The 15,109-nt window shown below is 45.4% G+C and carries 7 protein-coding genes; 2 read left to right on the top strand and 5 right to left on the bottom strand.

The features are described from left to right. Positions 1-8: 8 nt before the first annotated feature. On the bottom strand, positions 9-359 hold the full coding sequence (locus MHI45_RS06800; protein WP_076108998.1) for a hypothetical protein: 351 nt from the start codon (positions 357-359) through the stop codon (positions 9-11). 297 nt (positions 360-656) lie between these two features. Then, positions 657-1,907: a methyl-accepting chemotaxis protein gene (locus tag MHI45_RS06795; protein WP_076108999.1), complete on the bottom strand. Its 1,251-nt coding sequence runs from the start codon at positions 1,905-1,907 to the stop codon at positions 657-659. A 286-nt stretch (positions 1,908-2,193) separates the two neighbouring features. Here MHI45_RS06795 and MHI45_RS06790 point away from each other — a divergent pair, with 286 nt between their 5' ends. Then, positions 2,194-8,841: a glycoside hydrolase family 3 N-terminal domain-containing protein gene (locus MHI45_RS06790; RefSeq protein WP_076109000.1), complete on the top strand. Its 6,648-nt coding sequence runs from the start codon at positions 2,194-2,196 to the stop codon at positions 8,839-8,841. 88 nt (positions 8,842-8,929) lie between these two features. On the opposite strand, the gene MHI45_RS06785 is transcribed toward MHI45_RS06790, so the two are convergent. Both MHI45_RS06785 and MHI45_RS06780 read right to left on the bottom strand, forming a co-directional pair. Beyond that, positions 8,930-10,570 (bottom strand): helix-turn-helix domain-containing protein, encoded by a 1,641-nt coding sequence (locus MHI45_RS06785; protein WP_076109001.1) that lies wholly within the window; start codon positions 10,568-10,570, stop codon positions 8,930-8,932. Between the two features lie 3 nt (positions 10,571-10,573). Continuing rightward, complete coding sequence (locus tag MHI45_RS06780) at positions 10,574-12,352, bottom strand: sensor histidine kinase (protein ID WP_076109002.1); 1,779 nt, start codon at positions 12,350-12,352, stop codon at positions 10,574-10,576. Between the two features lie 128 nt (positions 12,353-12,480). Between MHI45_RS06780 and MHI45_RS06775 the strand changes: the two genes are divergently transcribed. Further along, entirely contained in the window at positions 12,481-13,815 is a 1,335-nt protein-coding gene (locus MHI45_RS06775; RefSeq protein ID WP_076109003.1) for an ABC transporter substrate-binding protein, read from the top strand. Here MHI45_RS06775 and MHI45_RS06770 read toward each other — a convergent pair. Next, complete coding sequence (locus tag MHI45_RS06770) at positions 13,799-14,782, bottom strand: helix-turn-helix transcriptional regulator (protein WP_076109004.1); 984 nt, start codon at positions 14,780-14,782, stop codon at positions 13,799-13,801. The genes MHI45_RS06775 and MHI45_RS06770 overlap by 17 nt on opposite strands. Between the last annotated feature and the right edge of the window lie 327 nt (positions 14,783-15,109).

Here is a 15,109-nt window from a genome sequence, read left to right as displayed (position 1 = left end):
AACTGCTGCTACACTTCAACCGCGGATATGATCTCTAAATTCTCAAGACCAGCCTTGCGGCCCAGCCGGGCCAGCTGCATTTTAAGGATCGGATTGTTTTCCAGCGTCAGCTTGACCTTCACAAATCCGTCGCTCTTGAACATCACGAAGCAGCTTTCCAGCAGAGGCACCACATCTGGAGCGGTTACATTCAACTTTATACAATCAATTTTCAGTTCATAGTCGGCTGGGTTAATAGGATTGATCGTTTGCTGATAAGCTTGGATGGACCGGAGACCGTCCTCTTCAGAGAAGGTGCCTTCCAATTCGATTTCGATTACTTTCTGTTCCACATCTGTCTTTAAAATAAATTTCCCCATCTGTACATCTCTCCCGTTAGTGGATTGCTGAACATGAGGGGGCAGCTAAGCTTGCCTCTGTGGTCCTCATGTATATCTGTTCATATAGATAACCATGAATTTCATGTATATGCAATAATAAAGTCGAAACATGTATTAATTTGTCACAAAAGATCAAATGAAACCCGGTGATAAAAGCGGTTGCTAGCGCACTATATAGTGATTTTTAACCATATTTCAATAAAAAAAACCTCTTCAGGATACAGCTGATAATCAGCCATAATCCATAAAGAGGTCTCGGAGCAGGATACGCTTAATCTAGAATTTGAAGATGTGAATGGTCTTTTGCAGCTGGAATACGGCTTGTGTCATTTTATCTGTCTCTTCGGCTACGGATTGCAGGGCATTAATTTGCTCATTCATGGCTGCGGATACCTCTTCGGTTCCGGCTGCCGTCTGCTGGGTAATCGCGGAAATATTCTCAATGGCGCTGGAGATTTTGAGTGCACTTTCCAGCATGAGATCACTTTCAGCAGAGAAGGAGGCGATTTGCTCGGTTATGTACTGAACACTTTGCACAATTTGCGCGAAAATATGAGCGGTCTCGGTGATCATCTCATTCTGAACCTGTACGACCTCTTCGTTGATGGCAATATTGTCGATTGCCTGCTTGATGTCAGCTTCGATACTGCGTACCAGCCCGAATACTTCCTTAGTAGAAGCGGTGGATTCCTCGGCAAGCTTGCGGACTTCCTGGGCTACCACGGCGAACCCCCGGCCATGCTCGCCTGCGCGCGCGGCTTCAATGGATGCGTTCAGCGACAGCAGGTTGGTCTGCTCGGCAATTTCGGTGATGGTCTTCGTAATCATGGTAATGCCCCGGGCATTTTGTGAAAGGGCATCAATCGTATCGGCCACCTTTTGCGTAGCCTGAATATTCTTGCGCATGCCTTCTGCCTGAGTGTCAACGGACACACGTCCTTTTTCGACCAGCTCCAGCGTATGTATAGAACGTTTATTCATTTCTTTAGTTGAGCTTGTGTAGTTAGAAACTTTGGTTTCTATGTCTTTGATGGATTCCGTCATATCTGCAATATCCACGGATATCTCATTGGCGCCGAGGGCCAGCTCGTTGGAAGAAGAGGCAACCTGTGCCATGACAATCTTGAGATTCTGGTTCTTGTCTTCAATACCCCGGCTCGCGTCCATTACCTGGCGGGTAATTCCCGAAGCTTCCGTCAGAATCTTCTTCAGCTTCTCGATCATCGTGTTGAACGAGCGGCTGATGTCGCCCATGGCCCCGCTTTCGTCCGCACGGCTTGTGAAATCTCCTTTGGCGATCGTGTGCGTCACATTGGAAATGTCGTCAAATGAAGATGTAAGCGTTCTCTCAATAAATCGTGAAAGAGGATAGGTCAACGCTGACAGTACCACAACAAGAATAATTCCGATCAAGATCTTGCCCATGATCAATAAAGTAATCAGAACAGGAACTGCGAATAATGCGGCAATCAGATAACAACCGGCAACTATTCTCTGTTTTAACGGAAGCTTGTTCATCCAGTCCATAATAACTAATTCCCCCTAATAAATATGTTGTGTATTGTAATATTATAGGTGATTATAGGAGGTTTGGTCTATTGTAAGAACTGACATAAATTTAAGACAGGAATAATCTAAAAAACGCTGCAGGTTATCTAAAAAATGACTCCTATATTTTTGTGGATGCTGAAATTATGATTATAAATGATTACGCTTTCAATCGTTATATAACAATTGCCTAAGGAGGTTCTGTTCGAAAGGGAAATTTGTATTCGATTTCAATGCTCACTACTTTTGAAGGAGGCAATATGAAATGTTGAAACGCGCAATTTCCTCGGCCACCGCTTTACTCCTTTTGTGGTCAACACTTGCAGGAGCAGCACCTGCAACTTCCTATGCAGCAGCGTCAACTACGGAAGCCCTGGTTCCCTATTATAAAGCCTCACTGCCTGTGGATACCCGAGTGGCAGATTTGCTGGGACGGATGTCTCTGGATGAGAAAATCGGGCAAATGGTGCAGGCGGAGCGTGCATCTGTCACACCGGAAGATGTCAAGAAGTATCACTTAGGTTCGGTTCTCAGTGGCGGAGGTTCTTTCCCGAACGGGAAGCAATTAGACAGTACTCGTGAGAAGTGGGAGGCGCTTATAGATTCCTATCAAGCAGGTGCCTTATCTACACCACTTGGTATCCCGCTTCTCTATGGGGTTGATGCGGTACATGGTCAGAACAATATCATGGGTGCGACCTTATTCCCACATAATATAGGTTTAGGAGCCACACGAAATACAGAACTTGTCGAACAAATTGGGATCGCAACCGCACAGGAGGCTAAAGCGTCTGGAACGAATTGGATCTTTGGTCCTACCATTGCTGATCCGCAACATATAAATTGGGGCCGGACGTATGAAGGCTTCAGTGACAACCAGTCCCTTGTAGCTGAAATGGCCTCTGCGTACATAAAGGGACTGCAGGGAAAAACCATTGGCGAGTTGAAGAATAGTGATCGGGTGATCGCCTCCGCAAAACATTTTCTTGGAGAAGGGTTAACGGATAATGGAGTGAATCAGGGCGATATCACCGGGATGACTGAGCAGGAAGTGCTCGACCTGAATCTGCCGATGTACAAAAAGGCTATAGAAGCTGGGGCAAGGACGGTAATGGCTTCCTATAACAGTATCCAAGGATTGAAGATGCACGCGAACAAACGTATTCTCACCGATGCGCTGAAGGGTACAGGCGAGGGCCAGCTTGGCTTCACTGGCTTTGTTATTACGGACTATAATGCCGTGCAGCAAATCAACAAGGATTGGGATGGAAATGCAGTCAGTGGATTGAAGAACCAGATTAAAGTATCTGTGAATGCCGGCGTTGACATGTTGATGATGCCAGCCGATTGGAAAATTACCATCACTCACCTGAAGGCACTTGTAGAGGAGGGGGCAATTAGTCAAAGCCGTATAGATGACGCAGTAACGCGTATTTTGCGCGTTAAGTTTGAGTCGGGTGCATTCGAGCATCCGATGACGGATCAGAGTCTTGAGACTACCTTCGGCTCTAAATCACACCGTGCACTTGCCCAGAAGGCAGTGCGCGAATCCCTCGTTCTCCTGAAAAACGATAAGGTAAATGGTCAGCCGATCCTTTCCCGGCTTAAGAATATGAATAAGATTTTTGTCGCAGGCAAAAGTGCGGATGATATCGGCATACAGTCAGGTGGCTGGTCCATCAGCTGGCAGGGTCTATCCGGAAAAATTACGGAAGGAACCACGATCCTTCAGGGGATTAAGAACACAGCTGGTGAATCAAAAAAGGTAACCTACAACAAACATGGCCGTGGCGCAGCGGGCAATGATGTCGCGATTGCTGTTATCGGTGAAAAGCCGTACGCCGAATCAAACGGTGATGGCCTGAACAGTCTCAAATTGGATAAGGAAGATATTGCCACGTTAAATAATATCCGTAAATCTGGGGTTCCGACGATTGTTGTCCTCGTATCCGGAAGACCTTTGATCATAAATGATCAATTGAAAGATATAGCAGGGCTGGTTGAAGCTTGGCTGCCGGGAACGGAGGGGCAGGGAGTAGCTGATGTCCTTTTCGGTGATTACGAATTCACAGGGAAATTACCGATTCGTTGGCCTTTCTACACTGAGGCATACTCGGCATTGAAGGCAGGCACCTCGAATTTAGAACAGCAATATATTCTGTTTGATTATGGGTATGGATTGACTAAAAACGAACCAACACCTGTTTTACCTGCTCTTCCGCAAAAACCGGGCAACGCTCTCTACGCGAAAGTAGAGGCGGAGAGCTTCATACAACAGCAAGGGATACAGTTAGAGGGCACTGCTGATGTGGGTGGAGGCCAAAATATTAGCTACGCAGATGCAGGGGACTGGATGGAATATCTGATTGACGTTCCAACAGATGGAGTGTTTGATATAGATTTCCGCCATGCCGGTGAAGGTGATAATACCGGATTTAACATTCTAAATGAGTCAGGCGTGAAACTCGGTGAGTTATCTGTAAACCGCACAGGAGCCTGGCAGAACTGGAAGACGACTACAGTTCATGACATTGCCCTTACAGCAGGTGTTCAGAAGATTAAGTTAGTGCTTAAGGCGGGCGGACTAAACTTAAACTGGTTTGGTTCCAAAGGCTTCTCCCCCGCAGCGCCAGAAATTGATAGTGGGGGAATTGTAACCCCGGCACCGGTCATACAGGCGAACGCAGTAGAGAACTGGGTGACCACTGAACGGGATTCCGGGGATATGGGATGGTATTACGATCCTCGTTGGCAGGATGGCGACAAGAAGCTTGAACAGCAAGCTAATATCGACTTAACTGAGGTTGGAACGGCTGTTGACCCTAAAGTTACAACGATTACTATTGATCCAAACAAAGAATATCAGTCGATGATGGGGATTGGAACATCGATGGAAGAATCGACTGTTTACAATCTGCTCAAGATGTCACCAGCGAAACAGGACGAATTACTGAAGAAGCTAGTGAGCAAGACTGAAGGCATTGGCATGAGTATGATGCGCGTTACGATTGGTTCGGCTGACTTTACAGCACAGAAGTTTTATTCCTATGATGATATGCCAAAAGGTGAAACGGACACAAGCTTAAGTCATTTCTCAATTCAGAAGGATATCGACTTCGGTATTATTCCGGCATTACAGAAAATGGTGGCGATCAATCCGGAACTCAAATTTTTTGCTTCACCATGGAGTCCTCCAGGCTGGATGAAGACCACTGACAGCATGGTTAAAGGGCAGGTTAAGGATGAATATCTGCCTGTACTCGCGGACTATTATGTCAAATTCATTCAAGAGTATAAGAAGCAAGGGATTGTTATTGAGGCGATGACCTTACAGAACGAGCCTCTTCTTGAAATCGAATATCCCAGTACGAAAATGCCCTGGCAACAAGAAGCGGAGCTTGCCAAGCTGCTGAAGCAGAAGCTGACAGCAGCAGGACTGGACGTGAAGTTATGGATATTCGACCACAACCCGGGCGACACGATGTCTTATCCGGCTCCAATGCTGGCTGATTCTGAGAACTACGCAGCGATCGACGGAACGGCTTTCCATGATTACGGCGGCGATCTTGGGCTTATGTCTCAGCTGCATGATATGTACCCCGAGAAGAACGTTTACTTAACGGAACGTGCAGTATGGGGAACATTAGGTACGGATCGGATTGCACAGTATTTCAGAAATTGGGCAAGAAGCTATAATTCATGGGTCCTTATGCTTGATAGCGATATCAACACCCACCAATGGGTTGGAACACCGGATCCGACGATGTTAATTCAGGATTCGTCGAATACCGATAATTATTGGCTGACGCCGGAGTATTACTTCGTGGGCCACTTCACGAAGTTCGTGAAACCAGGCTACACTCGAATCGACAGCAACTACGGTAATAAGGATAGTGTAACGAATGTATCCTTCATGAGTCCGGACAAGAAAACGATCGTTACGGTCGTTATTAACCAGACGGCATCAACACAAACGTTTAAGCTGGTGACTGACGGAACACAAATTGCGGCAACATTAGCACCCAAGTCAGTAGCCACTTACCGTTGGAACCGTGACATTCAAACGGTACCTGGGGAGGAGAAGGTGCTAAGTCTTACTCCGGCTGTTTTGGATTATGACGTTAACGGCAAAGAAGTAACGTTGAATCTTAGCGGAGGCACCTTTAATAGCTCCAAAGTAAATGACATTTCATTATCTGGTGAGGCAACGGATAAGGGTGTGACAGTAACCTCTGTTACCTACGCTACTTACAACCCGGATAAGGTTAAAGTAAAACTCGCATGGGATGGAACGCCTTATTATAATGATGTGAACCTGACCCTAAATATACCGGCTACCGCCTATTCTGATTCTACTGACGGTAAGCCGCTTTCAGCGCATGTGAAGCTGAAAGGGACTGCAAGACAGACACCGGCTACACCTATACCAGGTACCGTCAGCGCGGATGTTTACTATCAGTTCTCAGGAGTGAATTTTACGGAGGGATGGAAATTTACAGACATAGGAGCTGGGGATTGGGTAGACTTTAAGATTAATGTTCCGAGAGCCGGCAAATATGCATTTACGTTAAATGCTGTAGTTCCAAGTGGTGGAGGCAGTGCTTTCCAGATGAAATCTGATCATACAACGCTCGCCACATTTAACATTCCTTCCGGACCTAATAATTGGAATCTCATACGTACTTCGGCGGATTTGGAAGCAGGGGAGCAGATCATTAGAATTCTCGGCAGTGTGGGCACCTTTGAAATGCAGCATATTATCGTCGAAGAAGTCAGCCCTCATTCCGTGGACGGGGACGGCATCTTGAAAGTGGAAGCGGAGAGTTTCGTAAAAGCAGGTCAGAACGTGATCCAAGTAGGAGATCCAATTACTAACCTCGGTTATACAACTGCGGGAACCTATATGGATTACTTAGTTACAGTACCGAAGTCCAGCAACTACAAAATTAAATATAATTATGCGACTCCACAAGGCGGAGTTTCCGTATCGCTGCAGACGAATGGTCAAACAACCGGTACCACAAGCTTGCCAAGTACTGGTGGCTGGGTTGTCTATTCTGAAGCGGCTTCGATCCTTCCTTTAGTAGCAGGCACGCAGACAATTCGGCTTGTCATTAATGGCGACGGAGTAAATTTGGACCGGTTCCAGCTTGAGCCAACGGATTCCGCTCCGGCGCCAGTTTTTGAAATGGCTGCAGCGCCTCATGTCTTGTATGAAGATAGTCAAAGGGATGACGAGCAAATCGTAAAGCTCAATACGAATATCGTTGACGGGAAAATCCACTACACAACAGACGGTACACTTCCAACAAAGGACAGCGCATTATATACGGGTCCTGTCTCGGTGACAACGGCGAAAGTCCTTCGGGCTATTGTCGTAAAAGCGGGGATGGATGACAGTTATGTCTCCTTCTATGCAGCAGCAGCGGCATCACCACAAGCAAGTCCAGGTGCGGGAAGCTATAACAACCTGGTCAATGTGAATCTGACAAGTAGAACCAAAGGAGCAACTATTTATTATACTACCGATGGTACCGTACCGACGACGACAAGCCTCTTATATCAGGGACCGCTTACGGTTACTTCCGATACGACGATCAAAGCAGTTTCTATTAAAGACAGCTTGAATCATAGCGCTGTCGGTGAATTCACTTTCAATATTACTAATAATCCAAATCCGAATCCCGGGACGAACCCAGTAACAAATCCCGTAACAAACCCAGGGACTACCGCGGTTGATAATGGGCAAAAGGCGATGATCAAAGCTCCGAAGCCTGTAGTAAATCCTAACACAGGCCGCGCAACAACAACGATAGCAAGTGCAGATTTGAAAGCAGCGCTACAAGCTGCGAAGCCAGTCAAAGGAGTCCCAACGGTCTTTATAGAAGTTGAGGAATTAGCAGGACAAAAGGGATACGAAATACTTCTTCCTGTTGAGAATCTGACGACGGGGACTTTAACCTCGAAGCTGGAAATTGATACGGCCATTGGGAAGATAGTCGTGCCAAGTAACATGCTAAGCAGAACCGTTGCGAATGGTGTAGACAACATTGGATTAACGATTGCAGTAGCGGATATTACTGAGGATGGGGTAAAGCAAAAAATTGGGCAACATCCCGTCATCGGGCTGACCTTACGAGCCGGTAATCAGGTCATTGAATGGAATAATCCGAAAGCACCGGTAACGGTGTCTATTCCATACACGCCTTCAGCAACGGAATTGGCCCATAAGGAGCAAATCACTGTCTGGTATATCGATGGACAAGGAAATCTAATATCGGTTCCAAGCGGTCGTTACGATGAAAAAACCGGAATGGTTAGTTTCACCACGACACATTTCGGCACATTTGCTGTAGCGTATGTTAATAAATCTTTTACAGATATCAGTAAGCACGGGTGGGCAAAGCAGGCAATCGAGGTTCTGGCGTCCAAGGGAGTGATACAGGGCACATCAGATACGACATTTGCCCCTAATGCAAAGATTAAAAGAGCGGACTTTATCGTATTATTAGTCAAAGCACTTGGACTTACAGAAGCAGCAGGTGATAACTTTGCCGATGTTAAATCCACGGCTTATTATGCAGAGGCTATTGGCATAGCTAAGAAGCTCGGGATTGTCCAAGGAAAAGGCGGCAATGTCTTCGAACCGGAAGCAAACATCACGAGACAAGAAATGATGGCATTGGCCACCCGGGCATTGGGTGCTGCACAGATTCATTTGGAACAGGGATCAGCAGCGGACTTAACGCGATTTGATGATATTACGAAGATCGCCCCCTTTGCGGTTGAAGACATAGCAACGCTGGTCAAGAATGGAATCGTGTCTGGTAACGGGACCCTTGTGAATCCGCTTGGGACTGCAACCCGTGCTGAAGCTTCGGTTATGATTTATAAGATGTATAATTTGAAATAACTAAGTGCTGTTGTAGTTGAATGAAGATAAGGCCAATCGGAAGATTCCGGTTGGCCCTTTTTTGGTTTTTAAATACCCTTTTAAACTTTCAGTTTGTAGGTTCAAGGTAACCGATCATTTTCTGGTACTGTGTTGGAGTCAGACCCGTCCATTTTTTGAAAGTAGTTCTGAAATGCCGCTCCTCCTGATACCCGACTTGCTTGGCAACTGTATATATTTTGTAGTTTTGCTTCAATAGTTCCTTCGCTTTTTCCACACGGAATTGATGCAAATAATCCAAAAAGTTAATCCCTAGTTCTTGTTTGAATAAAGAGCTTAAGTAGGTATTGGATACATAAGTTTCCTTAGCGACAGATTCCAGCGAGATACTGGTGTTGTACTTCTGAATAATCCAATCAAGTGCAGCTTGAACCGTTCGGTGAAGAGGTTTCTGCCGGGAGTCAATTTCAACGATGCTTTGAATAATTTTTTGCATAATGGTAGCCAGCTCTCCTAATGTTTCGATAGAGGGGACTTTCTCCACCCAGTTAATGAGGTCATCCTTCCATTCGAAGGCGGCATGATTACGTTCCTGTGAGAATTTTTGCAGCTCTAGAATGAAGATCGTGGCCCGCAGATTGACTTCCATTTTGTCATATTGAGAGGTGTTGCGGATATAATTCAGCCAATGGTCCAGATGATCTAATGCTTGTTCATAATTATGATTTTCCAAGTTGAGCTTTATTTCCTTCTCCAGTTGCTGTAATTCTTCATTCTCTAAGATGGAGGTGTGAACCAGACCGCGCTGATTATATTCGGAAAAAAGAAATACCCCGCCTTTTCCTTTATAAAACCGGCCTGCCATGGCTTCCATGGCTTCCGCGTACGCGCTATGTACTTCATTCAGAGAGGGTTTTACAGAAGAGATGGCTATACTGATGGATATTTTCAAGAAGGTCTCCATATTCTTTTGGAGTTCTTCCATCTTTTTCTTCAAAGAGGTATCGGTCTCATGATCAGGGATGTTGGCCAGCCATAATATTTCCTCTCCGTAGCTAATCGGTTCTATAAATCCATGGAATAGAGGCAGCAATGTCTCGGTCAGAATATTACTGGCTGCGTATCGAATCAATGCCATATCCCGTTTATATAGTTTGGAGTCATTCCGGTGGTCCGGGGTGTCAATCCGCAGCAATCCAATATGAATCTTAAAAGGTTTAAGTGAGATTCCCATCTCTTCTATGATTTTCTGCCTGTCTCCGAGAAGGAGCGGGGGATTCGCAAGCCACTGATTTAAAATTTGATTTTTAAGCAGCGGAATATTTTTTGTCCAATTCTGATTGAGCTGTTGCAGCGTGGAGCCTTCCCTTTGTTCCTTATCGATCTTTTCCTTCACTGTAAGTATGGCTTGGAGAATATCTTCAGGTAAGCAGGGCTTTAACAGATACTCGCTTGCCCCATATCGGACAGCATCCCTCGCGTAATTAAAATCACTGTACCCCGTAAGCAGAATGGAATAGAAGGACAGCCCCTCCTCCTGCGCAGTCTGAATTAGTTCCAGTCCATTTATGTAAGGCATATGAATATCTGTTAATAACACCTCCGGCTTCCATTCTCTCATTAATGTCATAGCTTCTCGTCCATCCCTCGCTGCGCCCACAATCTCAATATCGTAAAAGGACCAATCGATCATCTGAATAATTCCTTGTCGGAATGATAATTCATCTTCGGCAATCAGCAACCTGAGCATCGTTTAGTTCCCCCCTCTATGGATTCGGATTTGGATACGCGTACCTAGACCTAAGGTGCTTTCAATGTGAAATTCCGTAAGCTCAAAGTACAGATTCAACCTTTCGCGAATATTACTTAAGGCGAGGCCCGAGTGTCCAATGGAAGGAGTAACCGGTTTAGGATGACATAAAATTTGCTCTACCCGTTCTGGAGTCATGCCCTTCCCGTTATCAACAACCTCCAGTACGATCCACGATTCCTCAGCATAACAGGCTACCGCAATCATTCCGCTTCCCTCTAAAGGTTCTATGGCATGAATGATGGCGTTTTCAACAAGAGGCTGCAATAATAATTTGGGGACTTGGAAATGACTGATCTCTTCATCCAGGGTGACGGAGAAATGAAATCTGGTAGTAAAACGTTTCTTTTGCAAAAATAAATAATTCTCGATGAATTCAACCTCCTGAAGCAGAGTGGCATTGTCTTGGCCGTTATTCAGACTTAACCTGAACACCTGGGACAAAGATTGAACCATTTCTGCAATATCCCGCTCATCCTTCTGCATCGCCGTCCAGCTTATCATATTTAAAGTGTTGTACAGGAAGTGAGGATTGATTTGCGATTGCAGTGTTTTAAGCTCTGCTTCTTTTTGCTTTAAGTGTGAAGTATATACATCATCGATTAGGGTTTTCACACGCTTAACCATCGTATCATACCAGTAACCCAGTTGGCCGATCTCATCATTCCCCGAAAAATTCACCCGCTGACTGAAGTCTCCAAGCTGCAGCTGCTTCATCGAGAGAATTAATGTTTTGACTGGGTTCGTAATGATTTTGGCGATTAACCAAGTACACAGTATCATTACCAGCGTAAACACTGCCATAATAAGAACAGTTATGGATTTGATATAATCGAGCTCTTTCAATAAATCCTTTTTATTCTGTATCACCAAAGAGTGCCAGCCCGTCAGCGGGGAAGTGGTCTGAGAGACAACCAAGTCATCTCTATCCAGCAGGTAGCTGAGCGCATCATCTTTTGAAAGTGCAGGTTCAGCAGATTGGAAATAAGGCAGATCGCCAATATGTTCACCCAAATTATCCAACTCCGTAGAAGCCAGAATCACACCATCGTCATTGATAACCAGTTGATATGCATTATTTTCTTTGCGGAAAAGATTATTGCTGAGTTGATCGGCATCGATCCCAATCATTAGCACACCGATTCGTTTATAGGTATTGAAATCCTTAAAGGGCTTGATCATCACGAGTTTATAATGTCTGTCACCATGCAGCAGGTGATCCTCAGGGGACAACATATCCCATATAGGCTCACCGGCAGATTTCATAATGTTCTTGAAAAACCGGGTTTCTTGAAACTCCGCGAAGGAGGCAGCACTGGCAATACCGGTTTGTGTAATGGCGAACGGCCCATTATCTTCTTGACCCGTAGACAAGCGATAAACAAGCAAGGATTGAAAGGATTCGCTTGAGACCATCAATGGGAGGAGGGATTTGTAGATTTGCTCTCTTACTTCGAGTGTATCACTGGTGGTCACCAAATGTTGTAAGGATGGATTAAGAAACAGGAAGTTACCTGTGCTAATAGTACCGCTGGTGATAAAATCAAGCTGGTTCGTAGTTTTGGCAGCCATGTGGCTTTGCGCTTGACGGATTTTATCGACGATTTCATTGGCGGCAATATAATAGGAATAAAGGCCAGTTAAACCTACAGTAAAGATCAGCAGAGGGATAACCCAGATCAGTAGTTTATACTGCAGTGAAATGTCTCGATACCGCGTCACGATAGGTTTAATATTGTCTCACCCTACTTTACATAGAATATCATCAGTATAACTACAAATAAGGTAATAATATATGTGCTGTCCCCTGAATTTTAGAAATAATAACTTCTCAAGAGGTGGGGAAGAGAATGAAAAAGAAATACCGTGCACTATCCATAATGATCATAACCGGTTTGACAGCTTGCGCAATATTTAGTATTACGAATATGAATTCCAAGAAACCTGCGATAAAAGATCAGAATAATACAGAGGAACCGGGAATTGTCACGCTGAAATTGTTCACAGCTCTTGCTGACCGCAAGAACGGGCAGGGGAAAATCGAACAGCAAATCATAGACGCTTATATGAAAGAACATAGAAATGTGAAAATAGAAGTCGAGGCATTGCAGGATGAGCCTTATAAATCCAAAGTTAAAATATACGCTACATCGAATGCTCTTCCGGATATTATTCAATCCTGGGGGCAGACCTCTTTTATCAAACCCTTAATTGATGCAGGTTTGTTGGCTAAGCTGAACGAGTCGGATTATACCTCCTACCATTTCGTCTCCGGCTCCCTCGATGGATTCAAGCAGCATGGTGAATTATATGGGTTACCTAGAAATACCGACTTCTTTGTGATGTACTACAATCAAAAAATATTGGCCGACACCGGTATCGCGGTTCCTGGAACAACCCAAGAATGGTTTAAGGCAAGCAAGATGTTAAGAGAGAAAGGCATTAATCCCATCACAACCAATGCCGTTGAAGGCTGGTCACTACCGATCTGGTTCGAGTACATCGCTCAGCGGCATACGGGCGATTTCAGCAAAATGGACGAGGTTCTCGCGGGCAGAGCAACCTTTACAGGTAATGAACAATTTCTTGCAGCGGCTGAAGAATTACAGCGGTTCCAGAAAGAGAAGACACTCGCGGACGGCTTCCTGACTGCGGATTACGGCGCAGCCCGCAACTTGTTTGGACAGGGTAAAGCGGCTTTCTTTTTGATGGGGAGCTGGGAATCCAGTCTTGCTACGGATGAGAATTTCTCGGAAGAATTCCGGAGTAATGTTGCAGCTGCACCGTATCCCGCTTCTGACAGGGGCAAGCTGACGGATGTCGCAGCCTGGTTTGGCGGGGGATATTCGATCTCCGCCCATTCGAAGAATAAAGAGGAGGCTGTACAATTTTTGAAATACTTCTACGATCCAGAGAATTGGGCGAAGCTTATTTGGCAAAGTGGAGCAGGGATACCCGCTCAAAAATTCGATCAATACCTGACTGGGGCAGAAAATAAGCTGCAAAAAGGACTGGTAGACATCTTTAGCTCCATTTCAACTTCCAGCGGGACCCCCCTCCAGGATCAAGGGAGTAATGAATTTAAAAATAAAGTAATGGAGGCCCATCAATCCTTAATGGATGGAAGATGCACTCCGGCAGAGTTTTTAAAGAAACTTGATGAAGCCGCTAAATTGAATCAGTAGCTGGAAGACGACTCACCCGACGACCCAATAGGACGGTTTCCAGTGCAGCCTTATATACTTTTATGCGCAGTTCCTCTGGTGACCTGACGATCACATGGGGACCCAAGGACAACATGATTCGGCAAGCTGCTTCTATGACGTTGAACTCAGCTTCGACCTCCAGCCATACAGAATCAGGAGATTCATCTATGGACAGCAATGTAACAAAGCGTTCCTGCCTTAACGCTTGAAGGGAGGAAGACTTTAGCGTGAATTTGGCTTGATAACTGGGTAGGGCGGATTTGAACGATGCTTTAGACAACTCCCAGTAACTTGTCAACTCAAAATCGTCAGGTCGTAGATACACTTCCTCTAAAATTTGGGCAGCAACGATTCTCGAAACCCGGTAGGTTCTGAACTGCTCCTCATGCTGCCCGATAACATACCATACCCCCCGTTTAGCCACCAAGCCCAGCAGTCCAATGATTCTGTTCTTTATTTCCCCATTGCGCAGATAAGAAATACTTACTTTCCGGTCTTCCCAAAGGGCTGCCTGTAAGGTTGAAAGAAAAGGGAAGCTTTCCTCGGATGAAAGCCATCCTTCACTGTCTATATGAATACGCTGGTTAAAATAGTTGGCGGAAGGGGATTTATTCCCTGAGGCAGCAGCTTCCAGCTTGCGCGATGCAATCGTGAAATCCTCATGAATACCAAGATCCCTCAAGATTGCCGAATCGGCAGAGAGCAGGAGAGCGCCTATTTCGTTGGGCTTCATTCCAGTTAAGGAAGTGCGGTAGCCTTCGGTGAGCATCCAGCCTCCCTCCCGGCCTCTTTCAGCCAGCACGGGTATTCCGGAGGCGCTAAGCGCCTCCATATCACGAAATATTGTCCGCTCGGACACCTCCAAGGTGCTGGCCAGCTCACGGGAGGTGACTTTTCCGCGGTTCTGCAGCAGAAGCAATATGGATAATAAACGGTCTGCTCTCATACGTCCTCCTCATAGGGGGGGATCCCCCTATATAGATTGAACTTATAATTCTTCTATTTTGGGATTGGCCGTGACTACAGAGAATGTTTGGACTTCCGGCCGCTGTTAGGTTTGGATTTCCTGAATTTAACCGCGAATCGCGGTAGAAATCCAAACCTAAAGGCGGACGCTATCGCTCCTCCAGTTCCAAAATTCCCCTCCGCCACTTTTCCCTACATGTAATTCTCATGTTCAATCTATATAATTTCAATCTATTTTCATTTTATCATATATATATGTCAGTTGATGTCATATATAGAGTTTATGATGAGTATAGCAAGCAGAAGA

The sequence above is a fragment of the Paenibacillus sp. FSL H3-0321 genome, assembly GCF_038002865.1.
In the GTDB taxonomy this organism is placed as follows: Bacteria; Bacillota; Bacilli; order Paenibacillales; family Paenibacillaceae; genus Paenibacillus_AQ.
The sequence above is the reverse complement of the archived record's forward strand: the minus strand, read 5'-3'. Positions and strand labels throughout refer to the sequence as shown.

What these genes read in the sequence shown, in the direction of transcription:
- MHI45_RS06800 (WP_076108998.1), bottom strand. Translation starts at nt 359, where the DNA reads ATGGGGAAATTTATTTTAAAGACAGATGTGGAACAGAAAGTAATCGAA.
- MHI45_RS06770 (WP_076109004.1), bottom strand. Translation starts at nt 14,782, where the DNA reads ATGAGAGCAGACCGTTTATTATCCATATTGCTTCTGCTGCAGAACCGC.
- MHI45_RS06795 (WP_076108999.1), bottom strand. Translation starts at nt 1,907, where the DNA reads ATGGACTGGATGAACAAGCTTCCGTTAAAACAGAGAATAGTTGCCGGT.
- MHI45_RS06775 (WP_076109003.1), top strand. Translation starts at nt 12,481, where the DNA reads ATGAAAAAGAAATACCGTGCACTATCCATAATGATCATAACCGGTTTG.
- MHI45_RS06785 (WP_076109001.1), bottom strand. Translation starts at nt 10,570, where the DNA reads ATGCTCAGGTTGCTGATTGCCGAAGATGAATTATCATTCCGACAAGGA.
- MHI45_RS06790 (WP_076109000.1), top strand. Translation starts at nt 2,194, where the DNA reads ATGTTGAAACGCGCAATTTCCTCGGCCACCGCTTTACTCCTTTTGTGG.